The sequence below is a fragment of the Actinomadura napierensis genome (genome assembly GCF_039529375.1).
Lineage (GTDB): Bacteria > Actinomycetota > Actinomycetes > Streptosporangiales > Streptosporangiaceae > Spirillospora > Spirillospora napierensis.
In genome coordinates this window covers 69717-95031 of record NZ_BAAAMR010000028.1, presented here as the reverse complement: position 1 = coordinate 95031, position 25315 = coordinate 69717, and the positions used below count along the sequence as shown (strand labels likewise).

The 25315-nt window shown below is 72.8% G+C and carries 28 protein-coding genes; 6 read left to right on the top strand and 22 right to left on the bottom strand.

The genetic code is table 11. The features are described from left to right. Nucleotides 1-121: 121 nt before the first annotated feature. From ABD296_RS18020 to ABD296_RS18010, 3 genes are all read right to left on the bottom strand, one after another. Nucleotides 122-640, bottom strand: a complete 519-nt coding sequence (locus tag ABD296_RS18020; RefSeq protein WP_344267959.1) for a hypothetical protein — start codon at nucleotides 638-640, stop codon at nucleotides 122-124. 74 nt (nucleotides 641-714) lie between these two features. Then, a complete protein-coding gene (locus ABD296_RS18015) occupies nucleotides 715-1518 on the bottom strand; it encodes an ArsR/SmtB family transcription factor (protein WP_344267957.1) in 804 nt (267 codons plus the stop codon). Between the two features lie 95 nt (nucleotides 1519-1613). Then, nucleotides 1614-2183 carry a TetR/AcrR family transcriptional regulator gene (locus ABD296_RS18010; RefSeq protein WP_344267955.1) on the bottom strand — a complete coding sequence of 190 codons (570 nt, stop codon included), beginning with the start codon at nucleotides 2181-2183 and terminating at the stop codon, nucleotides 1614-1616. A gap of 54 nt (nucleotides 2184-2237) precedes the next feature. On the opposite strand from ABD296_RS18010, the gene ABD296_RS18005 reads away from it, so the two are divergent. Beyond that, nucleotides 2238-2696, top strand: a complete 459-nt coding sequence (locus ABD296_RS18005; protein WP_344267953.1) for a nuclear transport factor 2 family protein — start codon at nucleotides 2238-2240, stop codon at nucleotides 2694-2696. A 110-nt stretch (nucleotides 2697-2806) separates the two neighbouring features. Here ABD296_RS18005 and ABD296_RS18000 read toward each other — a convergent pair whose 3' ends face one another. Continuing rightward, entirely contained in the window at nucleotides 2807-3370 is a 564-nt protein-coding gene (locus ABD296_RS18000; RefSeq protein WP_344267951.1) for a TetR family transcriptional regulator, read from the bottom strand. 94 nt (nucleotides 3371-3464) lie between these two features. Here ABD296_RS18000 and ABD296_RS17995 point away from each other — a divergent pair, with 94 nt between their 5' ends. Next, on the top strand, nucleotides 3465-4343 hold the full coding sequence (locus tag ABD296_RS17995) for an SDR family NAD(P)-dependent oxidoreductase (protein ID WP_344267950.1): 879 nt from the start codon (nucleotides 3465-3467) through the stop codon (nucleotides 4341-4343). Between the two features lie 81 nt (nucleotides 4344-4424). On the opposite strand, the gene ABD296_RS17990 is transcribed toward ABD296_RS17995, so the two are convergent. After that, on the bottom strand, nucleotides 4425-4901 hold the full coding sequence (locus ABD296_RS17990; protein ID WP_344267948.1) for an Lrp/AsnC family transcriptional regulator: 477 nt from the start codon (nucleotides 4899-4901) through the stop codon (nucleotides 4425-4427). Between the two features lie 137 nt (nucleotides 4902-5038). Here ABD296_RS17990 and ABD296_RS17985 point away from each other — a divergent pair, with 137 nt between their 5' ends. Then, nucleotides 5039-8515, top strand: coding sequence for an indolepyruvate ferredoxin oxidoreductase family protein (locus tag ABD296_RS17985; protein ID WP_344267947.1), 3477 nt, complete (start codon nucleotides 5039-5041; stop codon nucleotides 8513-8515). A 143-nt stretch (nucleotides 8516-8658) separates the two neighbouring features. Beyond that, entirely contained in the window at nucleotides 8659-9186 is a 528-nt protein-coding gene (locus ABD296_RS17980) for a hypothetical protein (RefSeq protein WP_344267945.1), read from the top strand. A gap of 29 nt (nucleotides 9187-9215) precedes the next feature. Here the strand turns inward: ABD296_RS17980 and rpmG are convergent, their stop codons facing one another. Further along, on the bottom strand, nucleotides 9216-9380 hold the full coding sequence (rpmG, locus tag ABD296_RS17975; protein WP_190854668.1) for a 50S ribosomal protein L33: 165 nt from the start codon (nucleotides 9378-9380) through the stop codon (nucleotides 9216-9218). A 64-nt stretch (nucleotides 9381-9444) separates the two neighbouring features. Further along, nucleotides 9445-9894 (bottom strand): HIT family protein, encoded by a 450-nt coding sequence (locus ABD296_RS17970; RefSeq protein ID WP_344267940.1) that lies wholly within the window; start codon nucleotides 9892-9894, stop codon nucleotides 9445-9447. Between the two features lie 68 nt (nucleotides 9895-9962). On the opposite strand from ABD296_RS17970, the gene ABD296_RS17965 reads away from it, so the two are divergent. Continuing rightward, the gene (locus ABD296_RS17965) at nucleotides 9963-10406 is read left to right on the top strand and encodes a MarR family winged helix-turn-helix transcriptional regulator (protein ID WP_344267938.1); all 444 of its coding nucleotides are present in this window, start codon (nucleotides 9963-9965) and stop codon (nucleotides 10404-10406) included. 8 nt (nucleotides 10407-10414) lie between these two features. Here the strand turns inward: ABD296_RS17965 and ABD296_RS17960 are convergent, their stop codons facing one another. Continuing rightward, a complete protein-coding gene (locus ABD296_RS17960; protein ID WP_344267936.1) occupies nucleotides 10415-10648 on the bottom strand; it encodes a DUF3040 domain-containing protein in 234 nt (77 codons plus the stop codon). Between the two features lie 350 nt (nucleotides 10649-10998). Then, nucleotides 10999-12420, bottom strand: a complete 1422-nt coding sequence (locus ABD296_RS17955) for an MFS transporter (protein WP_344267934.1) — start codon at nucleotides 12418-12420, stop codon at nucleotides 10999-11001. 67 nt (nucleotides 12421-12487) lie between these two features. Between ABD296_RS17955 and ABD296_RS17950 the strand changes: the two genes are divergently transcribed. Continuing rightward, nucleotides 12488-13003 (top strand): winged helix-turn-helix transcriptional regulator, encoded by a 516-nt coding sequence (locus ABD296_RS17950; RefSeq protein ID WP_344267932.1) that lies wholly within the window; start codon nucleotides 12488-12490, stop codon nucleotides 13001-13003. Between the two features lie 19 nt (nucleotides 13004-13022). Here the strand turns inward: ABD296_RS17950 and ABD296_RS17945 are convergent, their stop codons facing one another. From ABD296_RS17945 to ABD296_RS17885, 13 genes are all read right to left on the bottom strand, one after another. Beyond that, nucleotides 13023-13715, bottom strand: a complete 693-nt coding sequence (locus ABD296_RS17945) for a GTP-binding protein (RefSeq protein WP_344267930.1) — start codon at nucleotides 13713-13715, stop codon at nucleotides 13023-13025. Then, the gene (locus tag ABD296_RS50595; RefSeq protein WP_407061484.1) at nucleotides 13696-14298 is read right to left on the bottom strand and encodes a DUF742 domain-containing protein; all 603 of its coding nucleotides are present in this window, start codon (nucleotides 14296-14298) and stop codon (nucleotides 13696-13698) included. Before ABD296_RS50595 ends, ABD296_RS17945 begins: the two co-directional genes overlap by 20 nt. Nucleotides 14299-14304: 6 nt before the next feature. Beyond that, the gene (locus ABD296_RS17935; protein WP_344267926.1) at nucleotides 14305-14724 is read right to left on the bottom strand and encodes a roadblock/LC7 domain-containing protein; all 420 of its coding nucleotides are present in this window, start codon (nucleotides 14722-14724) and stop codon (nucleotides 14305-14307) included. Next, complete coding sequence (locus tag ABD296_RS17930; RefSeq protein ID WP_344267924.1) at nucleotides 14721-17435, bottom strand: sensor histidine kinase; 2715 nt, start codon at nucleotides 17433-17435, stop codon at nucleotides 14721-14723. Before ABD296_RS17930 ends, ABD296_RS17935 begins: the two co-directional genes overlap by 4 nt. A 150-nt stretch (nucleotides 17436-17585) precedes the next feature. Next, entirely contained in the window at nucleotides 17586-17933 is a 348-nt protein-coding gene (locus ABD296_RS17925; RefSeq protein WP_344267922.1) for a hypothetical protein, read from the bottom strand. 116 nt (nucleotides 17934-18049) lie between these two features. Then, complete coding sequence (locus ABD296_RS17920; protein ID WP_344267920.1) at nucleotides 18050-18562, bottom strand: ATP-binding protein; 513 nt, start codon at nucleotides 18560-18562, stop codon at nucleotides 18050-18052. Between the two features lie 204 nt (nucleotides 18563-18766). Continuing rightward, on the bottom strand, nucleotides 18767-19348 hold the full coding sequence (locus ABD296_RS17915) for a PadR family transcriptional regulator (protein WP_344267918.1): 582 nt from the start codon (nucleotides 19346-19348) through the stop codon (nucleotides 18767-18769). Nucleotides 19349-19407: 59 nt separating this feature from the next. Next, complete coding sequence (locus ABD296_RS17910; protein WP_344267916.1) at nucleotides 19408-21231, bottom strand: fatty acyl-AMP ligase; 1824 nt, start codon at nucleotides 21229-21231, stop codon at nucleotides 19408-19410. A 6-nt stretch (nucleotides 21232-21237) separates the two neighbouring features. Next, on the bottom strand, nucleotides 21238-22986 hold the full coding sequence (locus ABD296_RS17905; protein WP_344267914.1) for an acyl-CoA dehydrogenase family protein: 1749 nt from the start codon (nucleotides 22984-22986) through the stop codon (nucleotides 21238-21240). A 113-nt stretch (nucleotides 22987-23099) separates the two neighbouring features. Next, a complete protein-coding gene (locus tag ABD296_RS17900; RefSeq protein ID WP_344267912.1) occupies nucleotides 23100-23513 on the bottom strand; it encodes a nuclear transport factor 2 family protein in 414 nt (137 codons plus the stop codon). A gap of 14 nt (nucleotides 23514-23527) precedes the next feature. Next, a complete protein-coding gene (locus ABD296_RS17895; RefSeq protein WP_344267910.1) occupies nucleotides 23528-24364 on the bottom strand; it encodes an SGNH/GDSL hydrolase family protein in 837 nt (278 codons plus the stop codon). Nucleotides 24365-24408: 44 nt separating this feature from the next. After that, complete coding sequence (locus tag ABD296_RS17890; protein WP_344267908.1) at nucleotides 24409-25032, bottom strand: SGNH/GDSL hydrolase family protein; 624 nt, start codon at nucleotides 25030-25032, stop codon at nucleotides 24409-24411. Continuing rightward, nucleotides 25032-25250, bottom strand: coding sequence for an acyl carrier protein (locus tag ABD296_RS17885; protein ID WP_344267906.1), 219 nt, complete (start codon nucleotides 25248-25250; stop codon nucleotides 25032-25034). The genes ABD296_RS17890 and ABD296_RS17885 overlap by 1 nt, the downstream gene beginning before the upstream one ends. Nucleotides 25251-25315: the final 65 nt, after the last annotated feature.

Below are 25315 nucleotides of genomic sequence, written 5' to 3'. Positions count from 1 at the left end.
GAAGCGACGCCGAAGGCGCCCTTGACTTTGGAGGGGCGGCCCCGTACGCAGCGCCGCCCCCACCGCCCCTTTAACCCCATGCACGATGGGCCATGGGCCCGATCCGCCGTGCGCCAGGAAATCAGACGCCCACCCGCTCTGGAAGCAGAGCAAGAAGTTGCGCGGCATGCCCAGGCAATTCGTTCTCCGCGAGACCAGTGATCAGGTCTCTCAGCGGTACAGGCTGATCGACCAGAAGCGTGTTGTTGGAAACGAGCAAGGTAGGCACCGGCGTGTCCAGTTCGCTTTCGCTCAGCATCGGCCCAGCGAGTGCACAGAGGGCTTCCCCTTGCAGACGGGCGCGATCGCGGAGCCCTGCGTTGCCACCGGCGAGGGCGATGGCGCGGTCGATCGTCCAGTTGTCCTGGGCTATGCGGTTGTCATACGTCGGGTTCGCCCCCGCAGCGACGGCGGCAATGGCGGCGATGGTGGTGGCGTTGACGATCGTGACGTGCGCCAGGATCTGATCGGCGTTCCATTCCCCAGACGGCGGGACGGCGTCGGGCGCGGTGTCGGCCACAGTGGCAGCGGCGTCCAGCAGCGACCGATAGGCGTCCCGAAGCGGCGTGGTATCCATCTTCTTCTTTCTGCAGTCGTACACGGACCGCCAAGTGAAGGCGCTGAGCGAGGGCACCAGACGAAGGCACCAGACGAAGACGCGAGGAAACCCGACGATCAGGTGTGCGCGGGAGACATCTCCCAGGGCGCCTGCGGGAGGACCTCGCCGGTCTCCAGCAGCGACTTGAGGTTCGCCACCACGGCCGGCCAACCGCTCGAGATGCCATTGAGCATCTCCTGGTTGGGCAGGTTCTCATGGGTCACGGTGAGGCGGACGATGTCCTGGTGGGGCTCGACGAGGAACGTCACGACCGACGGTTCCCTCGTCCCCTCGACCTCCGGGGCGTCCTCGAAGGTGATGACCAGCCGCGTCGGAGGCTCCGTCTCGAGCACCCGGCCGACGACGTCGACGACGCCTGATCCGTCCGCGCGCCGGTGTTCCCAAGTCGAGCCCTGCTGCCAGTCCGAGACGTTCGCGTGGCCCCAGTAGCGCGCCGTCAGGTCCGCGTCCGTCAGGGCCCGCCACACCTGCTCCGCGCTCGCATGGATGTAGGTGACGTAGACGTAGCTCGGTACAGAACTGGTTGTGTCGGTCATGGCGTACTCCTCTGCCCGGTTCTTGATGGCACTGAGCGCTTGCAGGCGCGGCTTGTCGAACTCCGAGATCCAGCGCTCCTCGATCTCGTGGATCGGCGCGGGATTGAGGTAGTGCAGCCGTTCCCGTCCGCGCCGCACGACGGTCACGAGCTCGGCCCGCACGAGGACGTCCAGATGCTGCGTCGCCGACTGGCGCGCCATGTCCAGGCGGTCGCACAGCTCCCTCAGCGTCTGGCCGTTCTGCTCGCGCAGCCGGTCGAGCAGGAGCCGCCGGGTGGGATCGGCGAGCGCCCTGAAGGCCGCGTCCATCGCTTCGAAGCTCACACGACCCATTATGCAGGTAAATGCCTGCCTATTGTCAAACACGGCATCCACCTGGCACTTCAGGACGAGTTGAGGCCGCGCCGGGGCCTCGAGAACTACTCCCCGGCCCTCGTGATGGCGCGGACGGCGGGGCGGAGGATCTCGGCGATGCGGTCCGGGTCGGCGTCGGCCAGGTGGTCGAGCTTGATGAGATGGCGGCCCATGACGACCCCGATGAGCGCGGCGGTGACCACGGCGGCCCGCAGGTCGCCCTCGTCGTCGGGGATGGCCTCGCCGATCCGGTCCTTGTAGGTGCGGGAGGCGGACCGGAATTCGCGGGCGGCCTCCGGATGGGTGAGCATCGACCGCAGCAGGGCCAGCGACTCGACCGGCTCCTCGACCAGCGACTCGCGCAGGTGCGCGAGGAGTTGCTCGGCGATATCGCCGGCAGTGCCACCGGGCATCGGCGGCGCACCTGGCTCGATCGCCCGCGCGAAGAGCTTCTCCTTGCTGCCGAAGTAGTGCATGACCAGGCCAGGGTCCACCTGCGCGGCGGAGGCGACCGCACGGATGGTGGTCCGGTCGTAGCCGGATTCGGCGAACAGCCTGCGGGCCTGCCCGAGGATCCGGGCCTCGGTGCGGCGCCGCTGCTCCGCTCGGGACGTGGGCGCCGCCGGATCGCTCATCCGATCATTCTACGGACGTTGACCGGGACGGCCGGTTCGTTCTACGTTCGTTGAATGACTCATAGAACAGATGTTGAACGAACCGACGGACGGAAGGACCCGCTGGAGGTGCTGGAGCTGCGGCGGAGGCTGTTGATCGCCCGCGACATGGAAGGGTTCGCGGATCTGTTCACGGACGACGCAGTGATCGAGGTGCCGTTCGCGGGCGGCGGGATGCCCACCCGGCTGGCTGGCCGGGACGCGATCCGGGAGTTCTCCGTCCGCTCCGGATCCCTGCCGGTGGAGATCTCCGACCTGCACGTCCGCCACTTCCACCGGACCACCGATCCCGAGGTCGTGATCGTGGAACTCACGACGGTCGGGCGCATCGTCGCCACCGGCGAGCGGTTCGAGGTGCCGTGCATCCAGGTCTTCCGGATCAAGGACGGCCGGATCGCGCTGTTCCGCGACTACGTCGACACCGGCCTCCTTCCGGACCTGACCCCAACCGAGGACCGCCGCCCCGCGTCGTAACCACCCCCCGCACCCCCCGCACACCACAGCCCCCGCACACCACACCCATCACACCCACCCCGCGCACCACACACCACACCCACCGCAGGCACGTGAAAGCGAGCCACGCCTCAGGTCAGGAGGGCGGCCACCGCGTCGACGACGAGCCGCCGGCGCCGGGCCGGCGAGTCGTCCTCCATGAGCGCCACGAACTCGGGCATGCTCCCGCTCCACAGGCTGGACAGGTGGATGACGAGGCCGAGGAGTTCGGGGGCGGAGAAGCGGTCGGGAAGGGTGCCGTCGGCCTGGGCGGCGGCGATGGCCTGGACCTTCGCGGTGTTGCTGGCCAGGACGGCGGGTAGAAGGTCGGACGAACCGGCGCGTTCCAGGCGGTACCAGGTCGCGATGCGCTGCACCCAGGGGCGCTTCCGGTAGGAGTCGTAGAGGCGGCCCGCGTACTCGGGGAGGTTCGCGGCGTCGATGGGGACGTCGTCGAGCGTCTCTTGGACCATGGCGTCGAAGACGGCGTCGAACAGGCCGTCCTTGCTGCCGAAGTAGTGGTAGATCTGCGCCTTGTTGCTGCGGGCGGCGGCCGCTATCCGGTCGACGCGGGCTCCGGCGATGCCGTGCGCGGCGAACTCCTGCCGTGCCGCGTCCAGCAGCCGTCGCCGCGTGGCGTCCGCGTCCCGTGCCATGTACCGCACCCTATCAACTAACCGTTCAGTTGACATCCGCGCCGACCTGAGGTTCCCTTGAACTAATCAACCAGTTAGTTAGTAGGAGTCGATCATGTCCACCGCACCCACCCTCTCCTTCCTGATCACCGGAGCCTCTCGCGGTCTCGGCCGCGAGATCACCCAGGTCGCGCTTGAGGGCGGCCACCGGGTCGTCGCCGGGGTCCGCACCCCCTCCGCGCTGGACGACCTCGTCGCCGAGCACGGCGACCGGCTCGCGGTCGTGCCGCTCGACGTGACCGACGGGCAGGCCGCCGAGGCCGCCGTGCGGACGGCGGTGTCGCGGTTCGGCCGGCTGGACGTGCTGGTCAACAACGCCGGTTACGCCAACGTCGCCGCGATCGAGGACACCGACTTCGACGACTTCCGCGCCCAGGTCGACACCAACCTTTTCGGGATGGTGCGGATGACACAGGCGGCGCTGCCGGTGATGCGCGAGCAGCGGGCCGGACGGATCGTCCAGATCTCCTCGGTGGGCGGCCGGCTCGCCACCCCGGGGCTGGCGGCCTACCAGTCCGCGAAGTGGGCCGTCGGCGGGTTCTCCTCGGTGCTCGCCGCCGAGGTCGCGCCGCTGGGCATCAAGGTGACCGTGTTGGAGCCCGGGGGGATGCGCACCGATTGGGCGGGATCGTCCATGCGCATCGACCCGGTGCGTCCCGAATACGCCGAGACCGTCGGAGCGATGGCGGCCCGGCACGGCGACGGCAGCGTCACGTCGGCCAGCGATCCCGCCAAGGTCGCCCGGCTCGTGCTCGACGTCGTCGCGCTGGACGACCCGCCGCTGCGCCTGCTCGCCGGCGTGGACGCCTACACCTACGCGACCGCGGCGGGGCGCGCCCTGCTCGCCGAGGACGAGCGGTGGCGCGGGCTCAGCGAGTCGACGACCGCGGACGAGGCGACCGCCGCCCACCTCGACCCGCTAGGACGCAGCTGATCGACGGCGCTCAGCAGGCATAGCTGATCCGCCCGAACACGGCTGATCCGCTGGTCCGCTGGTCCGCGGCTGATCGGCGGCTCAGCGGGCGCGGCGTTCCTCGTCCTCCAGGAGCGGGCCGAGCCGGAACGGGACCTGCTCGGTGAGGACGATCGAGGTCGTGCTGCGGCGGACGCCGGGGCAGGCCAGGATCGAGTCGATCACCTCGTGCAACTGCTTGCCGTTCGGCGCGACCGCGCGCACCAGCAGGTCGCCCTGGCCGGTGATGCCGAGGACCTCCAGCACGCGCGGGATGGCGGCGAGCGCCTGGGCGGCCTCCCGGAGCCGGCCCTGCGCGACCTCCAGGGTGACGAACGCGGTGAGCTCGAAGCCCAGCGCGCCGAGATCGACCTCCCGGCCGCGGTGCCCGATGACGCCGTCCCGTTCCAGCCGTTCGACGCGGGCGTGCGCGGTGTTGCGGGCGATGCCGAGCTTGGCGGCCAGCTCGGTGATGCCGATGCGGGGCTGGTCGACCAGCCGGCGCAGGATCTGGATGTCGAGGAGTGCGACACGCGTCACAACGCTCACCTCCGGCGGGTAACCCGGTTCTGACTTGAGCAATCCGCTCAATTATGGCGCTGCCATCTTGCACCTCGCTCAGTACAACGTGCTGAATGTGGCTGAACAGCCCGACCGCCGGGAGAGGGGCACGCACCATGACCAGTACCTCGACGTCCGCGCTCCGCGACCGCCTGGAGCTGGAGCGGGGCCGGATCGCGCTGGGCGGCATCCAGGCGCTGGTCCGGCTGCTGCTCGACCAGCGGCGCGCGGACGCCCGGCGCGGCTGGACGACCGCCGGGTTCGTGTCCGGCTACCGGGGATCGCCGCTCGGCGGGCTCGACCAGCAGCTGATGCGCGAGGCGAAGCTCCTGGACGGCCACGACATCCGGTTCATCCCGGGCGTGAACGAGGAGCTGGCGGCCACGGCGGTGTACGGGTCGCAGCTGGTCGACCACCTGCCGGACCCGCGCTACCAGGGCGTCTTCGGCCTCTGGTACGGCAAGGCCCCCGGCGTGGACCGCTCGCTGGACGCGTTCAAGCACGCGAACTGGCTCGGCACGTCCGAGCGCGGTGGGGTGCTCGCGGTGGTGGGCGACGACCCGTCCTGCAAATCCTCGACGCTGCCGTCGGCGACGGAGGGCGCGCTCGCCGAGGCGTTCATGCCGGTGCTGGCGCCGGGGTCGATCACCGATGTGCTGCGGCTCGGCCGGCACGGGTTCGAGATGTCGCGGTTCAGCGGTGCGTGGACGGGGTTCAAGCTCGTCACGGACGTCGCCGACTCGCTGGAAGTCGTGGAGGTCGCTCCCGTCCCGGACCCGATCGTCCCCGAACTGGAGTGGCGCGGCCGCCCCTGGAAGCCGACCCGGCGCCCCGGCGTCGACCTGAAGGACACGACCTCGCTCGAAGCGGAAGTCCTGCACGGGCGGCTGCGCGCCGCGACGGCGTACGCGTCGGCGAACGGCCTCGACGTCATCGAAGGCGCGACCGGGGAAGCGGCCATCGGCCTCGTCGCGTCCGGGCGCACCTACCTTGAGCTGCGCGAAGCCCTCGACCGGCTCGGCCTGGACGACGAGGCGCTCGCCCGGCGCGGCGTCCGGCTGCTCAAGCTCGCCCTGATCCACCCGCTCGACCCGGCGCGGCTCCGCGAGTTCGCCGCCGGCCTCCGCGAGATCGTCGTTGTGGAGGAGAAGCGCGCGTTCGTCGAGACGCAGATCCGCGACCTGCTGTACGACGCGCCGCAGCGGCCCGCCGTGCTCGGCAAGAACGGCCCGGACGGCGCGCCGCTCGTCCCCGCCGACGGCGGCCTCACCGCCGACCGGATCGTCAAGGCGATCGCCCGGCTCCTCGCGGACCGCGTCGGCGAGGAGCACGTCGACCTGCGCGACCCCGCGCTGCGCCCCCGCAAGCCCGCGATCAACCTCCTCGCGCCCGCCCGCACCCCGTACTTCTGCTCCGGCTGCCCGCACAACCGGTCGACGGTCGTCCCGGACGGGTCAATGGCGGCGAGCGGCATCGGCTGCCATGTCATGACCGTCTTCCAGGACCGCAGCATCGGCACCTCCCAGATGGGCGGCGAGGGCGCGATGTGGGTCGGCGCGGCGCCGTTCACCGGCACCGAGCACATGTTCCAGAACCTCGGCGACGGGACGTTCTTCCACTCCGGCAGCCTCGCGATCCGGCAGGCGGTCGCCGCCGGCACGAACATCACCTTCAAGCTGCTCTACAACGCGGCCGTCGCGATGACCGGCGGGCAGGACGCCGACGGCGGCACCGACCCCGCGTCCATCACCCGGATGCTGCACGCCGAGGGCGTCGCGAAGATCGTCGTCGTGGCGGACGACCCGTCCCGCTACCCGCGCCGGACGGACTGGGCGCCGGGCGTCCGGATCCGGCACCGCGACGACCTCGACGCCGTCCAGCGCGAACTGCGCGAGATCCCCGGCGTGACCGTCCTGCTCTATGACCAGGCATGCGCGGCCGAGACCCGGCGCAAGCGCAAGCGCGGCCTCGTCCCCGATCCGCAGACCCGCGTAATGATCAACGAGGCGGTCTGCGAGGGCTGCGGCGACTGCGGCACCAAGTCCAACTGCCTCAGCGTCGAGCCGGTCGAGACCGAGTTCGGCCGCAAGACGCAGATCAACCAGACGTCCTGCAACAAGGACTACTCCTGCGTGGACGGCGACTGCCCGTCGTTCGTCACCGTGATCCCCGGCGAGAAGAAGGCCGCGCCGTCACTGCCGAAGATCGGCGATCTGGAGGAGCCCGCGACTCGGCCGGACGCGGCGGACGTCCTGCTGGTCGGCATCGGCGGCACCGGCGTCGTCACCGTCAACCAGGTCCTCGCCACCGCCGCGCTGCTGGACGGCCGGCACGCCCGCGCGCTCGACCAGACCGGGCTCAGCCAGAAGGCCGGCGCGGTCGTCTCGCACCTGCGGATCGGTGACGCCCCGGCCGAGCGCCCCGGCATGATCGGGGACGGCGGCGCCGACGCCTACCTGGCCTTCGACGCGCTCGCCGCCACGTCCGAGCCCAACCTGCGCCGCTGCGCGCCCGGCCGCACCGCCGCCGTCGTGTCCACCAGCGAGGTCCCGACCGGCCGGATGATCACCGACGTGACCGCCTCGCTGCCGCCGAGCGCGTCGCTCGTCCGGCAGATCGCCGCCCGCACCGACGGCGCCCGGCTCGTCGCACTCGACGCCCTTGACCTGGCCGAACGCTGGTTCGGCAGCACGACCACCGCGAACTTCGTCGTCGTCGGCGCCGCCTACCAGTCCGGGCTGCTGCCGCTGTCGGCCCGCGCGGTCGAGGAGGCGCTCGCACTCAACGGCGTCCAGGTCGAGGCGAACGTGCAGGCGTTCCGGGCGGGCCGGCGGCTCGTCCTGGAGCCCGGCTGGGCCGAGCCGCCCGCGACCACGCCCGTCCAGCGGCCCCTCACCACGGACGCGCCCGCCGCGATGAACCTCGTCGACGCCTCAGGCGCGGACGACGAACTGGCCCGCGTGCTGCGGATCCGCGTCCCCGACCTCGCCGCCTACCAGGACCTCGCGCTCGCCAAGCGGTACCTGGACACGGTCCTGCGGGTCGCCGCCGCCGAACGGGACGCCGTCGCGTCCGGCCAGCGCCTCGCCGTCGCGGTCGCCCGCCACCTGCACAAGCTGATGGCCTACAAGGACGAGTACGAGGTCGCGCGCCTGCACCTCGACCCGGCGCTCATCCGCCAGGTCGAGGAGCAGTTCGGCGCGGGCGCCACCGTCCGGTACATGCTGCACCCGCCGCTGCTGCGCGCCATCGGCGTCGACCGCAAGATCGCACTCGGCCGGACGGCCCGCCCCGCCTTCCACGCCCTGCGCGCGATGCGCCGCCTGCGCGGGACCCCGTTCGACCCGTTCGGCGCCACCGCGCAGCGCCGCACCGAACGCCGCCTGGTCACCGAGTACCTCACGGTCGTGGACGAACTGGTCACCGGCCTCGACAAGGACAACCACGCCCTCGCCGTCGAGATCGCCGAGCTGCCCGACATGATCCGCGGCTACGAGCACGTCAAGACGGCCAACATCACCCGCTACCACGACGAACTGCGCAACCTCCTCGCCACCTGGCGCGCGGAGCAGCCGCTCGCCGTGCGCGGCTAGAGACCGACCGGCCGCGGCCCGCACCCCAACGACGTGGTGCGGACCGCGGCCGGTTCCCTCCCCCACGGCCGTCGAACCGCTGCGCGGGCGGGCGGCGTACTCCTCGACATGGAGCGGCCGGTGCCGCTCGACCGGGAGGACGCATGGCTGCCGAGTCGGCGGGGAGCGAATGGCGCGCCATCCTGCCGCGGAGGCGGCGCCGGTCCTCGTTCCTCTGGCTAACCTTCGCCGGTGTCGTGGCGACGATCGCCGCCGCCGGCACACTCGTCCTCGGGCTCGGCGACACGCTCACCGGCCCGGATCGCACGCGCGGCCGGCTCCTCCCCCTCCAGGCCGCCTCGCCCACCGCCTCCACGACGACGCATCCCACGCTCCGCACGGAGGCGGCCCCCGACCCGGTGCCGTCCGACCCGGTGCCGTCCGTGCCGCTCCGCCAGGCGCTGCTCCGGCTGCGGTTCGCGGTGGGTCAGGGCGTCGCCGCCGGGGACGTCCGCGCGGACGTGGGAATCGACCTCACCAACGTCATCCAGGGCATGCTCGCCCACCCGCACCCCGACGCCGACGTCCCCGCCCTCCAGCACAAGATCGGCACTCGGACCCGCGAAGGCGCGATCACCGCCCCCCGCGCGGCCGAACTCCGCCGCATCCTCGCCCGCACCGCCCCACCCTGACGGTCGCTCCGCGAGGACGCGGCGTCGGCTCAGCGCTCTTCGCGGTACAGCACGTGCGCGCGCTCGACCGGGTCGTACTTGCGCAGAACCAGCCGGTCAGGGTCGTTCCGGCGGTTCTTGCGGGTCACATAGGTGTGGCCGCTCCCCGCGGTCGACCGCAGCTTCACCACCGGCCGGACATCGTTTCGTGCCATCGTGAACCCCCTTCGTGGAAATCGACATCGATAACCGTTTCCTCCGGAGGATTAATCCCCAAGGTCACAGCCGGCCGCGAATCGCCAGAGCCAGCTCGTCCCGCCGGGCCTCGCTGAGATCGTCCTCCGGCGGACGTCCAAGAAGCGCGAACACCCGGGGTCCGCGCAGGTCGGCGGGCAGATCCTCCATGCGCGGGACGAGGTGGAAGTGGACGTGCGCGAACCCCTCGGCCTCGGCGAACTGCGCGACGTAGGTCTTGCGGCAGCCCGTGACGGCGTGCAGCGCCCGCGAGAGCTTCACCTGCCAGGTCCCCAGCGCGGCGGCCTCCGCGTCGGTCAACTCGGCGATGGCCGTGACGTGCCTGCGGGGCGCGAGCACGAGCCACCCGGGCGTACCGGTGCCGAACGCGTGCGACACCCGCCAATGCTCATCGAACGCGACGGCCTCGCGGGGCGGGAGCGAATCCATGCGGGAGTTGTGGTCGCAGACCATGCATCCGGCGTGGGGCACCATGCCAGCGATACTAGGGAGCCCGTCTTGTGGACGATCGGTCGGCCGGGGCGGGGTCATAAACTCGGTTTGTGGACGGGGGGTCGTTGAACGAGCTGAGCCAGGAGGACTTCGCGTCCCTGTTGGCCTTCCGGACGGGGCTGCGCCGCTACCTGCGGTGGAGCGAGACGCGCGTGCGGGAGGCGGGGCTGACGCCCGCGCAGCATCAGCTGCTGCTGGCGGTCAAGGGGCACGGACCGCGGGAGGCGCCGACGGTGGGCGAGCTGGCCGGGTACCTGCTGCTGCGGCACCACAGCACGGTGGAGCTGATCGACCGGGCGGAGCGGGCGGGCCTGGTGCGGCGCGGACGCGATCCCGAGGACAACCGGGTGATCCGGGTGTCGCTGACGTCCGAGGCCGACCGCGTGCTGGCGGAGCTGACGCGGCTGCACCTGGCGGAGCTGCGCAGTCTCGCGCCGATCCTGGACCGGCTGAGCGCCGAGCTGAAGCATCTGGAGGGCCCGCAGGCCGGGTAGCGCCCCGGCTACCGCGAGACGAGGGCGGCGATCACGCCGATCGCGACCATCCCGACGAGCAGCAGCGCCGTCATCAGCCAGCACGTCCACCGGCTCGGTTCCACGCGCTCGCGGCCGGGCGGCGTCTCGGCCTCCGTCAGCCGGTTGAACATCGTGAACAGCGCGGCGAGCTCGTGATCGTCCTTGCAGAGGCCCATCTCGATGACCGCGAGGACGCGGCTCTCGTGCAATGGCAGGCTCATCGGCCCCTCCAGCCACTCCGCTCGTTCACCCCGGGCTCCGCTTCGCGTCCACGGCGTGTCCCCCTTATGTAACCGGAACGGCCAAGATCTATCGCCTCGCGATAGGCCGGTTGCGGCATCGCGCGGCCAGCCGCCGCCGGGGAGCGCGTCGCCGGGGAAGCCGCGCACGGGATGGATCGAGCCGGAGTGGGCTGACACAGCACGATGGGCGTCCCGTCCGGACCGGAACGCCCATCATGTGTTGGGGCGGGGGACGAACCGGGCCGCAGGCGGTCCGGGTCAAGGCTTCGTCCGTACCCTCGTCTCGCCGATGTCAAGGGGTCAGCGAGATGGCTGTGTCAAGCAGGGGGTTAGGTGCGGGCGACCACTTCCTTCTCGGTGTCGGGGACGGGGGCGACAGGGCGGTGGCGGCGCGGGGTCATGCCGAGGGCGGCGATCGCGGCGATGACCATGAACGCGCCGACCACCAGCCAGGTGTGCACGTAGGCGCGGTGGGCGCCCGCGTAGCCGTGGGGGGTGCCGAGGACGGCGACGGTGAGGCTGACGCCGAGGACGGTGCCGATCTGCCGGCTCATGTTGACGACGGCGCTGCCCGTCGCGAACCGGTGGTCGGGGAGGTCCGCGGCGGCGGCCGACAGGATGGTGGGGAGGGCGAGGCCGACGCCGGTGCCGCCGACGAGCCAGCCGGGGAGCAGTTCGGAGGCGTAGGCGGGCTCCGCGCCGAGGCTGTTCGCGATCATGACGACGCCGAACGCGCAGAGCATGCAGCCGACGGCGGTGATCAGGCCGACCGGGACGCGGCGCGCGGCCATCTTCCCGGCGATCAGCGCCATGACCGGGACCATCAGCGGCCCGGGGGCGACACCGAGGCCGGTGCGCACCGGGGAGTAGTGCCAGACCTGCTGCATCCACAGCACGCCGAGCAGCAGGTACGCGGCGAAGGCGACGGTGAACAGCAGGATCGCGGCGTTCGACCAGGCGAAGGTGCGGACGCCCAGCAGCGCCGGCTCGATCACGGGCGCGGGGTGCCGGCGGGAGCGGGCCCAGAAGAAGCAGAGGGCGATCAGCGCCGCGCCCACCACGATCGCGGTGCGCTGCCCCGGCCAGTCGTTGATCTTCACCAGGCCGAGCGCGAGCAGCGCGATCGCGCCGGTCAGCACGGCGGCGCCGGGCAGGTCGGGGACGCGGGCCGCCGCGCCGTCCCGGCTGTCGGGCACGAACCGCAGCGCCAGGGCGATCGCGAGCAGGCCGATCGGGACGTTCACCTCGAACACCCAGCGCCAGGACGAGTCGACCAGCACCCCGCCGACGGCCGGCCCGGCGGCGGCGGCGAGCGCGGACGCGGCGGACCAGATCCGCACCGCGCCGGCGCGGCGTCCGGGCGGGAAGGCCGCCAGCAGCAGGCCGAGGCTGGTCGGGATGAGCGCCGCGGCGCCGGCGGCCTGGAGGACGCGGAAGCCGACCAGCCACCACAGCGACGGGGCCGCGGCGCAGGCCTGGGACGCGAGGGTGAACACGGTGAGGCCGAGGACGAGCCCGCCCTTGCGGCCGTAGCGGTCGGCGAGCCTGCCGAGCGGGACGAGCAGCGCCGCGAACACGATCGCGTAGCCGTTCAGCACCCAGGACAGGTCGGCCATGGACGTTCCGGCGAAGTCCCGGCCGATGTCGTCGAAGGCCACGTTGACGATGAACAGGTCGAGGCCCGCCATGAAGGAGGCGACGGAGAGCACCGCGAGCAGCAGCCCCGGGCGCACCTGACTTTGTTTCACCATAGTCAGGGACGCTAACCCCGCCGCCTGACTTTGGTCAAGCGAAGTCAGCAGGTTTATAGTGGGCGGCGTGACGATCACGCTTGAGGGGCATTTCGCCGACCGCGACACCTGGTCGATGCAGAACTGCCCGGTCGCGAGGACGCTCGCCGCGCTCGGCCCGCCGTCGGCGGTGCTGGTGCTCAGCGAGGCGTACTTCGGGACGAACCGGTTCGGCGACTTCGTGAAGAACCTCGAGATGACCGAGTCGGCCGTCACCGCGCGCCTGCGCCATCTGGTGAAGGCCGGGCTGCTCGTCCGCGAGCCCTACCAGGAGCCCGGCCAGCGCACCCGCTACGAGTACCACCTGACCAAGATGGGCCTCGACCTCGCGCCCACCCTCGTCAGCCTCATGGAGTGGGGCGAGACGTACCTGCCGGGCGACGAGGGCCGGCAGGTCGCGCTCCGGCACGCCGGCTGCGACGAGGCCGTGACCGCGCAGGTCCGCTGCTCCGCCGGCCACGACGTCGCCGTCGACGAGATCGTGATGGGTTCGCCGTCGGACCCGCCCGGCGGCGAACCCGCCTACCGCTCCCCGCCCGGATGAGGCGGGCCGAGCGGAGGCATCAGTTCTCCGCCCGGGCGGGTGTGGGCCAGGGCCGCGGGCCCGGCTCGGACGGGGCACGGGACGACCCCGCGCCGGCGATCCGCAGCGCGTGCTCCACCAGCGCCACCAGCACCTGCTTCGCCGACCCGTTGCGCCGCGCGTCGCACAGCAGCACGGGCACGTGCGGCTCGATGTCCAGGGCCGAGCGGATCTCCGGCGGCTCGTAGCGGTCGGCCTCGTCGAAGCAGTTCACCGCCACGACGAACGGCGTGCCCTTCTGCTCGAAGTAGTCGATGGAGGCGAAGCTCGCCATCAGCCGCCGCGTGTCGGCCAGGACGACCGCGCCGAGCGCGCCGCGCGACAGCTCGTTCCACATGAACCAGAACCGCTCCTGCCCGGGCGTGCCGAACAGGTAGATCGCGACGCCGTCGCGCAGCGTGATGCGGCCGAAGTCCATCGCCACCGTGGTGGTGGTCTTGGCGGCGACGCCGTCCAGGTCGTCGACGGCGGCGCCCGCGTCGGTCAGCGCCTCCTCGGTCCGCAGCGGGCGGATCTCGCTGACGGCGCCGACCAGGGTCGTCTTGCCGACCCCGAACCCGCCGGCGACCAGGATCTTCAACGCGACGCGGGGCCCGTCGTCCCGCTCGTCGTGCTCGGCGGCGTCGTCGAGCGGGCCGGGCGGGGGCGGGGGATCAGAGCGCGCGGAGTTCATCGAGCACCCTCCTGAGCAGGTTCGGGTCGTTGTGCGGCTGGACGGACGGGGTGGCGGGGGCCCAGCGCTGCACGCTCACCAGACCCGAGTCGACCAGGTCGCCGGCCAGCACCCGGATCACGCCGAACGGCAGGTCCAGGTCGGAGGCCAGGTCGGCCAGGGCGTGCGGGCGGCGGCACAGCGCGAGCAGCCGCCGCTGGTGCCGCGACAGCCGGCCGGGCTCGGCGGGCGGGCGGCCGGTCGCGACGAGGATCGCCACGATGTCGAGCGGCTCGCCGCGCGGCCGGGTCCGGCCGCCGGTCACCGCGTAGGGGCGGACGATGGGGCCGGCGGCGGCGTCGATCCACCGCTCCCGCCCGGGCACGCCGGAACCGCCCTGCACACCGGGCGCGCCCGGACCGCCGGAAGCGACCGGACCGCCGGAAGCGACCGGGTAACCGAAGCTGTCGGAGACCCCGGGGTCGCCGGGGAAGCCTGGACCGGCGGCGGGGGCACCGGGCCCGCGGGGGCCCGGGGGTCCGCCGGTCCCGGGGGTGCCGGGACCGGCGGGTCCCCGGGGGGCGCCGGGTGCGCTGGGGGTCATGGCGGCTCACCCGGATCCGGGCCCCGGGCCCGGCTGTCTCAGGCCGGTGGACAGCTGCTTGCCGACCCGTTTGACCAGCATCGTCATCTCGTAGGCGACCAGTCCCGCGTTCGCCCCGACCTCGCTGAGCAGCGCCAGGCAGCTGTTGGCGCCGGCCGGGACGACGAAGAACAGCCCCTTGTCCATCTCGACCATCGTCTGCCGGACCTCGCCGGAGTCCAGCTGCGGCCGGGCGCCGATCGCCAGGCTGTGGAACCCGGCGGCGAGCGCCGCGAGGTACTCCGAGTCCTCCCGGGCAACGCCCCGGGACATGCCCATGACCAGGCCGTCCCGCGACAGCACGACGACCTTGCGGACCTGCGGGACCCGGTCGACGAGATCGTCGAGCAGCCAGTTCAGCTCGTTGGTGACTCCCTGCCGGCTCATGCCTGCTCCCTGCTGTCGGGTCCCTCGTCCTCGTCCCGGCCGCGCAGCCACCCCGACTGGAGGGCGGCGAACAGGTCGCGGGACGCCTCCGCCGACCGCTCCTCCCAGGCGACGAGCGCGTCGTCGGGGTAGGGCGTCGCCGTTCGCGGCGTCGCCTGCGGGTCGGTGTCGCGCAGTTGCGGCGCCAGGTTTCCGCCGCGGACGCGGCGCGGCAGCGGAGCCCGCCCGCCGCCCGCGGGCACCTCGCCGAACGAGGCGGGCGCCTCGTACGCCTGCGTCCCGACGGGGTGCGATCCGTAGCCCGGTCCGGGCGAGCCCGGTGTCTCCAGGCGCCAGGCCTCGTGGAACGGCTGCGTCGCGTCCAGGGCCGGCGGTGTGCCGTAGGTCGGCGGCGTCTCGTATGGCGGCGTGTCGTACGGCGGCGCGTCCTCGTAGGGCGTCCGGGGCACGAAGTCCGGCGCGTCGTCGGACGGGACGTTGAACGCCACCGGGCTCTCGTACGGTTCGGGGACGTCCGGCGCCCGCGGCTCCGGTGGCGCCTCGACGTCGTACGGGGTCGGCGCGTTCAGCATCGCGGTGCCGTTCGCCGGGGCGCTCCCGGACCATGGGCTCGGCGCCCCGTTCCGCATGCCGTTCACCGCGCCGTTCGCGGGCATCGCGCCGTTGCCGTAGGCGGGCGCCGCCGCGGCGGGCGCGTCGTCCTCGTCGTCGGGCTGGTCGGCGTCGACGATCAGCTCGCGCGGGATCAGCACCACCGCGCTGACCCCTCCGTACAGCGAGGGCTGCAACGCGACCCTGATGCCGTGCCGGTGGGCGAGCCGCCCGACGACGAACAGCCCGAGCCGGTCGGTGACGGCCAGGTCGAACTCCGGCGGCTGCGACAGCCGCAGGTTCAGCGCGTCCAGTTCGGACTGGTCGAGGCCGATGCCGCGGTCGATGATGTCGACCGCGAAGCCGTTGGCGCCCATCTCGCCGCGCACCATCACCTCGGTCGGCGCGGGCGAGAACACCGTGGCGTTCTCGATCAGCTCGGCGAGCAGGTGCACGATGTCGGCGACGGCCTCGCCGATCACCGCGGCCTGCCCGGACATCACCACGACCTCGACGCGGGTGTAGTCCTCGACCTCGGAGATCGCCGAGCGGAGCACGTCCTCGACGTGCACGGGCCTGCTCCAGCCGCGGCCCGGCGACGTCCCGGACAGGATGACCAGGCCCTCGGCGTGCCGGCGCATGCGGGTGGTGAGGTGGTCGAGCCGGAACAGGTCCTCCAGCGCCTTCGGGTCGGAGGCGCCGCGCTCCATCTCGTCCAGCATCCGCAGCTGCCGGTGCAGCAGCGACTGGCTGCGCCAGGCGACGTTGAGGAACACCCGGCTGATGCCCTGCCGCAGGTAGGACTCGCGGACGGCGGTCTCGATCGCGGTGTGCTGGACGCGGGTGAAGGCGTCGCCGACCCGGGACACCTCCCGGCTCTTGCCGATGACCAGCGGCGGGGCCTCCGCCTCCACGTCCACCTCCTCGCCGCGCCGCAGCCGCGCCACCACCCGGGGCAGCCGGTTCGCGGCGAGGTCGATGGCGGCGCGCTGCAGCCCCCGCAGCTCGCGGGAGAGGCTGCGCGCGGCCAGCAGCGACAGGACGATCGACGCGATCACGGCGAGCAGCCCGAACCCGCCCGCGACGACCAGCCGCATGATGATGCGGTTGCCGATCGGCTTGGCCATGTCGTCCAGCGCCAGGCTCGCCTGGGTGACCCTCTGGTCCCACGCCTGCCCGAGCAGCTGCGTGGTGGCCGTCCAGTCGCCCGCCTCGGCGGGCAGCCGGTCGCCGCGCGCGTTCACGATCGCCGACTCGGCCGCGCGGTACCGCTGGAAACCGGCGGACTGGGCGAGCTGCTGCAGCGGCGCGCGGATGCTCGCGTTGAGGTCGGCGAGCCCGGCGTCGAACGCCTGCCGGCCCTGCGCCGCGAACTGGACGAACGCGGTGTGCTCGGCCGGGGTGGACCGGCCGCCCCGCGCCATCGCGGAGATGACCAGCGAGTCCTCCTTCAGCAGCGCGGCGCGCGCGTTGCCGAGGCTGATCAGCGCGCGGCCCTGGGTGAAGATGTTGACGTCGTCGACCGAGACGAAGCCGTTGAACACGGAGACGAGGTCGTCGAGGACGGTGCTGTAGGAGTTGATGAGGTCGAGCGGCTCGGTGCGGCCGGAGTCGGCCTTGGCCCGCAGTTGCGGCAGTTTCGCCAGTTCCCGGACGGCGGCGGTGAGCCGCTGCTTCGTCTCGGGCTTCGCGGCGTCCTGCGCGTCCTTGGACAGCGCCGACCTCTTGAAGGCGGCCTCGAGGCCGTCGACCCGGGCGCGCTGCTGCCCGAGCTTCTGCTTGTACTGCGGCTGCCGGGTGACCAGCGCGGCGACGCTCAGGGAACGTTCCGCCTGGAGCTGGCTCACCAGGGTGATGCCGGGCAGCCCGATCTTCTCGTAGGTGGTGGAGAAGTCGTACTTGTCGAACGCGTCGCCCAGCGTGATGTTCGCGGCGAACGCCCACAGGGCTATCAGCGAGACCAGCGGGACGAGCAGCAGCGCGGTGATGCGCATGCGGATCGGCCGCCGTCTCCTTCTGCCGGCGCCTCCCGTGCCGGCGCGTTCCGCGGCGAAGCCGTCGCCGTCTTCCTCCCGGGCCGGGGCCGCGTGCGGGGCCGTCGGCCGGCCTTCGGTGTCCATCGGATCACCCACTCGTCGGGGTCGGGCCTGGTCTCGGCCCGCTGCAGGGTTCGTTGAACTCGGGTCGGTGCGGGCGGGACGGGGCCCGTCCGGCGCGGGGCACGCCCCGCCGGGCACGGGCCGGGCTCCGCCGGGCGCGGCGCGGGCCGGTCACGGCCGCGCCTCGTCCATCGCCGCGCGGGCGACCAGCCCGCGCAGCCGCCCGGTGATCATCGCCACCGCCTCGGCATGGCCGCGGGCCGCCTTCTCCCGCGTGCTGTAGCGCCCGACGTCGGCGTGCATCGCGAGGTCGGACACGATCGTCTGCCAGAGCAGGGGCCTCCCGTTCGCCGCGAACCCGAGGTCGATCACGGTGAACCAGGTGGACACGACGACCACGACTCCGCCGACGCGGATGACGTCCTGGGCGAGCAGCCTCGCCCGCACGTCCAGCAGGAGCCGCTGGGCCTCGTCCGACGTGGCACGTATCCCATCCGACCGGTAGTACTCCACGGACATGGCAATCCCCATCGCCGCCGGTTCAGGCGTCCATCCGGCGCCGTCGCGCGCGGGGTCCCGCCGCGGGGGCGGCGGGGCGGCACCGCACGGCGCCGCGAGGTGAGCGGGTGCTCGGGTCAGTGCGCGTGGCGCTCGTCGTGCGGCCAGCCGCCCAGCTCGCACCAGACCGTCTTGCCGGAGGCGGTGAGGTCGGTGCCGTGCCGGTCGGCGATCGCCGCGACGAGGAACCAGCCGCGGCCGGTCTCCTCCATGAGGTCGACGGGCCTGTCGTGCGGCAGTGCGGCGCCCCGGTCGTGCACCTCGATCCGCAGCCGGGTGCCGGCCCGCAGCAGCCGCAGGCCCAGCAGCGAGCCGGGGTCGCCGGCCTGCCGGACGGCGCCCGTGACCAGCTCGGAGACCAGGACCTCGGCGTCGTCGCGGACGCGCTCGGCGCCGGCGGAGCCGAGGACGGCGCGGCCGAACGCGCGGGCCCGCGGGACCGACGCGCGCTCGGCGGGCAGCGTCAGCTCGCCGAGCAGGACGGGGTCCGGCCCCTCCATCGTGCTGAGGCCGTGCGGGTGGGCGGGGACGGAGTGGTGGGGGGTGGCCAGGGTGCTAGGCAACTCGATGGTGCGGTGTTCGCCCGACATGTGGAACGCCTCCTTGACTAAGGCGTGGCGGCCCGTCCCGGCCCGGCCTTGACACCTGGCCGGGGAGGTCGCTGGGGGTGAATACCCGTATCGCCGCCCGGGCTCCCCGGAGGGGGACCCCGCGCCTCCCGGCCCGTTTCACCGGGACGGGTGCGTGCGGCGGTACGGCGTGCGAAGGGGCCGGAGCCGTGCGGCGGACGCCGGTCACGGCGACTCGCCCCCTTCGGCGTGGGCGCCCGCCCGGGCGCGCAGCAGCCGGGCGGTGCTGGTGAACCACTCGTGGTGCTCCTGCTCGAACCGGCGGCCCCGCAGGCAGGTGAGGTAGGGGCCGATCGGCGTGGCGCTGCGCAGGAAGCTCTCCTCGTCCAGGTCGCCGCGCAGGCGTTCGAGCGTGCGCTCGAACAGCTCGACCTTCGCGGCGGACATGCGGGCGCGCTCCTCCAGTTGCGCGATCACCGCCTCCGCCGAGATGTGGTCGACGGCCTGCACCATGACCAGGATGTTCTCGCGGATGGTCCCGGGTTTCACCGGTGTGCTGGCGAAGCGCTCCAGCTCCTGCACGCCGGCCCCGGTGACGGTGTAGACGCGCTTGTTGGGGCGGTCCCGCTGGATGACCTGCCGTCCGCTGATCAAGCCGGCGGTCTCCAACCTCGACAGCTCGGAGTAGAGCTGCTGCGGAACGGCATGCCAGAAGTTGGAGACCGACAAATCAAAGATCTTGGCCAGCTGGTAGCCGCTGTACTCGCCGTCGAGCAATGCCGCCAGGACCGCGTGACGCAACGCCATCGGACTTCTCTCCCTGCTTGACTCAGGGTGATGCCCGACGTTATCAGACAACGACATGATTAGTCATGCTTTTGACTATGGTGAGTATGGACGAATTTCGCGGCGCCCGGTTCGAGGTCCGCGCCGAGCACCGCGACCTCGCCGTCCAGCAGCGCCTGCCGGGTCGGCCCACGCCGCAGCTTGCCGCTCGTCGTGCGGCGGACCGTGCCGCGCCCGGTCAGCACCACGCTGAGCGCGGGCAGCTCGTGCGCGCGGGCGACGGCGGCCTTGATGCGCCCCGCCAGCTCGTCCGGCGGCGTCCCCGCGGCGGCCCTGGTGCTGATCTCCTGGACGAGGACGACCTGCTCCCGGCCGTCCGCGGTCGCCGTGCCGTCGAGCACGAACGCGGCGCCGACCAGCGCGGCGGGGTGGGCCGCCTGCGCGGTCTCCTCGATGTCGTGGGCGTGGATGTTGCGCCCGTTGACGATGATCAGATCCTTGCTGCGGCCGGTGACGAACAGCTCGCCGCCGTCCACGAACCCGAGGTCGCCGGTGCGCAGGAAGGGGCCCTCGCCGCCCGCCGTGTACGCCTGGAACGTCGCCCGCGTCTCCACCGGGCTGTGCCAGTAGCCCGCGGCGACGCTGCCGCCCCGCACCCAGATCTCGCCCGCCCGCCCGTCCGGCAGCGGCTCCAGGCTCTCCGGGTCGACGATGCGGACGTCCAGGGTGACCGGCCGGCCGCTGCTGACCAGCCGCCGCACCGACCCCTCATCGGCGTCCTCGTCGCCGGCGGTGCCCTCGTCCTGCTCCACCGGCACGGCGCGGTCGCGGGTCAGCGCGGCGGCGTCGAAGTCGCGGATCACCGGGCCCGAGCCCCACGGCGCGGCGCTGATGAGCAGCGTCGCCTCCGCCATGCCGTAGCACGGCATCCACATCCGCGGTTCGAACCCGGCGGGCGCGAACCGCTCGTTCCACCTCTCCAGCGTCGCCGCGCGGACGGGCTCGGCGCCGTTCTTGACCGTCTGCAGAGACGACAGGTCCAGCGTCTCCAGCTGCCGGTCGGTGACGCGGCGCAGCGTCAGCTCGTACCCGAAGTTGGGCGCGACGATGATCGTCGCGCGGTGCCGGGTGACGAGCTCCAGCCACAGCACGGGCCGCTTGATGAAGGTGATCGGTGACGTCAGCACGTAGCGCATGCCGAGGTACAGCGGCTCCAGGAACTGGCCGACCAGCCCCATGTCGTGGAAGTGCGGCACCCAGCCGACGCCGATCGCCTCCGGCGACCCCTGGATGCGCCGCCTGATCTCCTCGGCGTTGTACACCAGGTTCCCGTGGGTGACCATCACGCCCTTCGGCTCGCTCGTCGAACCGGACGTGTACTGCAGGAAGGCGAGCGTGTCCGGGCCGAACTCCGGCATCGTCCAGGGGCCGGGGTCCTCGTCTTCGGCGGCCTCGGTGTCGAGGCACTGCACCTTCCCGGCGAGCCCCGCCTCCTTCAGCCACCCCTCGATCGACTCCAGGTGGGCGCCGTCGGTGAGGATCCAGGAGATGTCGGCGTCGGCGATGATCCGGCGGGTGCGGTCGAAGCGCCCGGCGTCCAGGACCGGGAGCGGCGCCGGGACGGCCACGACCCGCGCGTACAGGCAGCCGACGAACGCCGCGATGAACTCCAGGCCCTCCGGATACAGCAGCAGGACGGCCCGGTCCCGCAGCCCGCGCTCCTGCAGCCGGCGGGCCAGCGCCCCGGCCCGCCGATCGAGCCCGGCGAAGCCGAGGACGTCCTCCTTGTAGGAGCGTCCGGGGCCGGCCTCCTCGGTGACGAAGGTGAAATGCCGGCGGTCTCCGTGCGTCCGCACGTTCTCCCGGAAGTGCGAGACGAAGTCGGTGTGCATCTTCCCGTCCATCCGCCCTCACGCGTCCTCGGCCAGCGCCGGCAGCGTGAACCAGCGGCGTTCCCCGGAGTCCCGGAACACGGCCTCCTCGAACGCCGGCAGGAACTCCTCCGACAGGACGGTGTCGGGATGGATGCGCTGCAGCAGCCGTTGCAGGCACAGCACGAGCCACTGCCCGTCGGCGAACGCGCCGCCGAACTCGCGGTGGTTGTGCAGCCACGTGAGCATGCACGAGGACATCGCGTGCAGTTCGCAGTACCGGCGCGCCCGCATCAGCGCCGCGACCGACGTGGTGTCGCCCTCGTTCTCGCGGACTCCCAGGTCGACCTTGGCGCGCAGCGTGCCGATGCTCGACATCAGGTCCTTCAGCTCGGCCGCGACGCCGGGCGCCGCGTGCGCGTTCGCCGCCGCCAGCACCTCCTCGGCGATCGCCTCGAACCGCTGCCCGACCTCGTCGCGGCCCTCGTTGGTGAGCTGGAGGCGCCGCCCGTCCGGCTCCCAGGTCGGCGGGGTCCGCGTCCAGGAGAACAGGTCGGCGAGCAGCCCGTCCTCGCCGCCGGTCTCCTCCGGCGGCCGGGCCAGGAACGGCAGCTGGGCCGCGACGTTGGCGAGGTTGACGTGCGTGGTCCCCTCGAAGACGCTCGCGATCGCGTGGTCGCGCTGCAGCTTCTGGAACACCCCGTGCGCGACGCCCTCGCGCAGGTAGCCGCGCGCCGCCAGGACCGTTCCCATGCTCGCGACGACCTCCTCGCCCTGCACCGGGACGAAGTACTTCGCCATCGACGACCACAGGCTCAGCCGGCCCGGCGCGACCGTCAGGGCGCGCGCCACCGGGACCGCGAAGCACTCGGCGATCAGCAGGTCCAGGTGCGCCTTGAGCAGATGGTCGCGGATCACCGGTATCCGATAGATGTCGGCGCCGTAGAGGGTGCGGCGGTGCGCGTACTCCGTCGCGATCCGCACCACCGCGTCCATCGTCCCGACCGACAGCGCCGCGATCGCGGTCCGGGTGATCTGCAAGGTCTTCAGCGTCTGGACGAGCCCGGCGCCGCGCCGCCCGATCACGCAGTCCGCCGGCAGCCGCGCCCCGTCGAACGCCACGCCGCTGAGGTCGTGGCCGCGCAGCCCGACCGTCCGCACCGGCGGCAGCGTCGACCACGTGTCCGGGTCGAGGGCCTTCTTGTCGACCAGCAGCAGCGAGAAGTCCCGCGGCCCGGTCTTGGCGTAGGCCGTGACGAACCGGCCGCGGGTCGCGTTCCCGACCGGCCACTTCGTCCCGGTCAGCACCAGCTCGTCGCCCTTGCTCACCGCCTCGGACTCGCTCGCCATCACATCGCTGCCGTGGTCGGCCTCCGACACCCCGAAGCAGGCCAGGTCGCCGTTCAGCACGCCGTCCGCGACCGTCCGGCGCTGCCGCTCGCTCCCCCACAGCCACACCGGGTTCACCGCCAGCAGCCCCGACCCGTACATCACCGCGACCGTGACGCTGCGCCGCGAGATGCCGCGGGTGACGAAGAACAACTCCTCCAGCGTCGCCAGGCGCCCGCCCAGCCCGGCCGGCACCAGGTACTTCGGGAAACCCCAGGCCCGCACGGCGTCGACCGCGCCGGCCGGCAGCTCGTCGCGCTCCTCGGCCTCGACGATCGCCTTGTAGGAGAACGGCCCGGCCTCGTCGTCCATGGGATCGCCGAGAAAGCCGTCCAGGTCGGCTGCGATGCCGTGCGCCGGCGACAGGCCGGCGCGTGCGGGGACCATTCCGCTGTCCATCTTCCACTCCCTTTGGCTGGACGTATCGCGGCGACGCGCACCCTCACCGGCGGCGGCGCCGCCGGGTCAGTGCCTCCGGTGGGGGGCGGCCCCCCGCACCCCCCGGACCGGGCTCACGGGGTCGCCTCCCGCTCCTCCATCCGCCGGCCGACGGCGCGGGCGAGCGTCATCGCCGCGGGCAGCGGGCGGACCATGACCGTCAGCCCGGTCACCAGCCCGGTCTCCCCGAACCTGAGCAGGTCGAGGCCCTGCACGGCCTTGCCCATCACCCGCGCGCTGAACACCAGCGCCCGCGAGGGCGGCCGCGAGGGCCCGCCCGCCCCCTCGGGGCCGACGAGCTCGTCGGTGTACTCGAAGTCCTCGAAGACCTCCAGCAGCACGCCCAGCAGCGCGGCGACCGCGTCGCGGCCGTGGTAGGGCTTCACCATCACCGGGCTGAGGAACTCGATGCCGGGGTCCAGGGACCGCGTGATCGCGGCGAGGTCCTTGGCCTCCACCGCCGCCCGGAACGTTCCGGGAACCGTCACCTTCGCCGCTCCCTTCACCGCGCCGGCCTTCCCTGGGCGGGCGCGTCCCTGTCCGCCGTCCGCGACCGGACGGCGCCCGGCAAGCCGCCACCGCCCTGCACGGGCGAGGCGGCCCGGGCGAGGTCGCCCGCCCAGACGCGGTAGCCGGCGGCGGACGGGTGGAAGCCGTCGGCGGCGAACAGTGTGCGGTCCTCCGCGATCGCCTCGTCCATGGGGACGTGGACGGCCCCGGCTGCGTGCGCCGCCTCGCGCGTGACCCGGTCCATGGTGCGGGCGCGGGCGCCGAGCACCGTGCGCAGCGGGCGCGGCAGCGCCGGGAACCGGTGCACCGGCGGCATCCCCGCGACCAGCACCGCCGCGTCCCCGTACCCGCCGCGCAGCACCGCGACGAGGTCGGCGACGTCGTCCGCCCAGCGGCCGAGCGAGCGGCACCGGATCAGGTCATTGATCCCCACGGTGGCCACCACCAGGTCGGCGGGCCCGTGACCGCCCGCGCGACGGCGGACGAGCCGGGCCACCCGGCGCGCGTTCGCGCCGTTCTCCCCGGCGACCGACCAGGCCACGGCGCACCGCAGCCGCGCCGCCAGCGCCTCGGCGAGGAAGCCGGGCAGCGCCCGGGCGTGCTCGGCGGCGCCGACGCCGACGGCGGTGGACTCGCCGACCACCACCAGCCGGTACGCCGCTGCCGTACCGTGCCGCGGGCCGGGCACCAGGCCGCGCTCGGCGCCGGACGCGGGCTCCAGCCGGGGCGTGCGGCGCACCGTCCGCCACGCCTGGACGGCCAGCACCGGCGCGAGCGGCACCAGCGCCGGCGACTGCGGGACATGGGCGGGCGAGAATGGTCTCTTCATCGTCATCCCGACTCTTCGACTGCCCCCGAGACTGCCCTCGATCCTCAGATCGCGCGCTCGCCGAGCAGGCCGGCGGCGAGGTGCCCCATCACCTCCGCGACATAATCGTGCCCGGCCGGGCTCAGGTGGATTCCGTCGGCGCTCCACATCGCGGGGTCGGCAATTTTCGTCACCGTTTCCCGGGGTGGGAACGCCATTCCGAAGTCGCGCGCTGCGCGCTCCAGCTCGGCATTGAAGAAGGCGATGCGCTGCAGCACGCGCTGCTTGCGGAACTGCGAGATGAGGGACCGTTCGAGCAGCGGCGGGCGGGGCACCGGAATCGCCAGCGCGACCGCCCCGGCGCCGCGCGCCCAGCCGAACACCTCGTCCAGCCGGGCGCCCGCCGCGGGCCGCTCGAACCCGTTCAGCGCGTCGTTCATGCCGCAGCCGAGCATCACCAGCCGGGGCCGCGCCGCGCGGACGGCGGGCAGCTGGTCGCGCACCACGTCCTCGATGGTGGCGCCCGGGTCGGAGACGTTCAGCACGTCACCGGGGGGCACGCCGAGGCGGCGGGCGAGCCGGCCGGCCCAGCCGAGCCAGCCGCCCGCCGGGTCGGGGTCGTCCCGGCCCTCGGCCACGCTGTCGCCGAGCACCACCATCGCGGCGCCCGCGGCCGGCGGGCCGGCCATCACGCGACGAGGTCGAGGAGGTAGTCGGTGAGGGCGGCGACCGTCTCGCGGCGCCGCGCCTCGGCCACGTCCACCTCGACCTGCAGGTGGTCCTCGATGTCGCTGATGATGCTGATGGCGTACACCGAATCGACCCCGTAGCGGGCGAGTTCCACCGCCGGGTCGATATTTTCCACCGGCCTGTCGAGGTAGAAGGCTATCCGGTCAAGAAGCCACATCTGGAGCTCTTCGTGGGAAATTGTCTGCGATCCGCTCACCGCACTCCCCTTTTTGTCAGAGGATC

Bases quoted from the DNA above. Each gene is read 5' to 3' on its own strand.
- ABD296_RS18010 (WP_344267955.1), bottom strand. From the start codon at position 2,183: ATGAGCGATCCGGCGGCGCCCACGTCCCGAGCGGAGCAGCGGCGCCGC.
- ABD296_RS18005 (WP_344267953.1), top strand. From the start codon at position 2,238: ATGACTCATAGAACAGATGTTGAACGAACCGACGGACGGAAGGACCCG.
- ABD296_RS18000 (WP_344267951.1), bottom strand. From the start codon at position 3,370: ATGGCACGGGACGCGGACGCCACGCGGCGACGGCTGCTGGACGCGGCA.
- ABD296_RS17995 (WP_344267950.1), top strand. From the start codon at position 3,465: ATGTCCACCGCACCCACCCTCTCCTTCCTGATCACCGGAGCCTCTCGC.
- ABD296_RS17985 (WP_344267947.1), top strand. From the start codon at position 5,039: ATGACCAGTACCTCGACGTCCGCGCTCCGCGACCGCCTGGAGCTGGAG.
- ABD296_RS17980 (WP_344267945.1), top strand. From the start codon at position 8,659: ATGGCTGCCGAGTCGGCGGGGAGCGAATGGCGCGCCATCCTGCCGCGG.
- rpmG (WP_190854668.1), bottom strand. From the start codon at position 9,380: ATGGCACGAAACGATGTCCGGCCGGTGGTGAAGCTGCGGTCGACCGCG.
- ABD296_RS17970 (WP_344267940.1), bottom strand. From the start codon at position 9,894: ATGGTGCCCCACGCCGGATGCATGGTCTGCGACCACAACTCCCGCATG.
- ABD296_RS17960 (WP_344267936.1), bottom strand. From the start codon at position 10,648: ATGAGCCTGCCATTGCACGAGAGCCGCGTCCTCGCGGTCATCGAGATG.
- ABD296_RS17955 (WP_344267934.1), bottom strand. From the start codon at position 12,420: ATGGTGAAACAAAGTCAGGTGCGCCCGGGGCTGCTGCTCGCGGTGCTC.
- ABD296_RS17945 (WP_344267930.1), bottom strand. From the start codon at position 13,715: ATGAACTCCGCGCGCTCTGATCCCCCGCCCCCGCCCGGCCCGCTCGAC.
- ABD296_RS50595 (WP_407061484.1), bottom strand. From the start codon at position 14,298: ATGACCCCCAGCGCACCCGGCGCCCCCCGGGGACCCGCCGGTCCCGGC.
- ABD296_RS17935 (WP_344267926.1), bottom strand. From the start codon at position 14,724: ATGAGCCGGCAGGGAGTCACCAACGAGCTGAACTGGCTGCTCGACGAT.
- ABD296_RS17930 (WP_344267924.1), bottom strand. From the start codon at position 17,435: ATGGACACCGAAGGCCGGCCGACGGCCCCGCACGCGGCCCCGGCCCGG.
- ABD296_RS17925 (WP_344267922.1), bottom strand. From the start codon at position 17,933: ATGTCCGTGGAGTACTACCGGTCGGATGGGATACGTGCCACGTCGGAC.
- ABD296_RS17920 (WP_344267920.1), bottom strand. From the start codon at position 18,562: ATGTCGGGCGAACACCGCACCATCGAGTTGCCTAGCACCCTGGCCACC.
- ABD296_RS17915 (WP_344267918.1), bottom strand. From the start codon at position 19,348: ATGGCGTTGCGTCACGCGGTCCTGGCGGCATTGCTCGACGGCGAGTAC.
- ABD296_RS17910 (WP_344267916.1), bottom strand. From the start codon at position 21,231: ATGGACGGGAAGATGCACACCGACTTCGTCTCGCACTTCCGGGAGAAC.
- ABD296_RS17905 (WP_344267914.1), bottom strand. From the start codon at position 22,986: ATGGACAGCGGAATGGTCCCCGCACGCGCCGGCCTGTCGCCGGCGCAC.
- ABD296_RS17895 (WP_344267910.1), bottom strand. From the start codon at position 24,364: ATGAAGAGACCATTCTCGCCCGCCCATGTCCCGCAGTCGCCGGCGCTG.
- ABD296_RS17890 (WP_344267908.1), bottom strand. From the start codon at position 25,032: ATGGCCGGCCCGCCGGCCGCGGGCGCCGCGATGGTGGTGCTCGGCGAC.
- ABD296_RS17885 (WP_344267906.1), bottom strand. From the start codon at position 25,250: ATGTGGCTTCTTGACCGGATAGCCTTCTACCTCGACAGGCCGGTGGAA.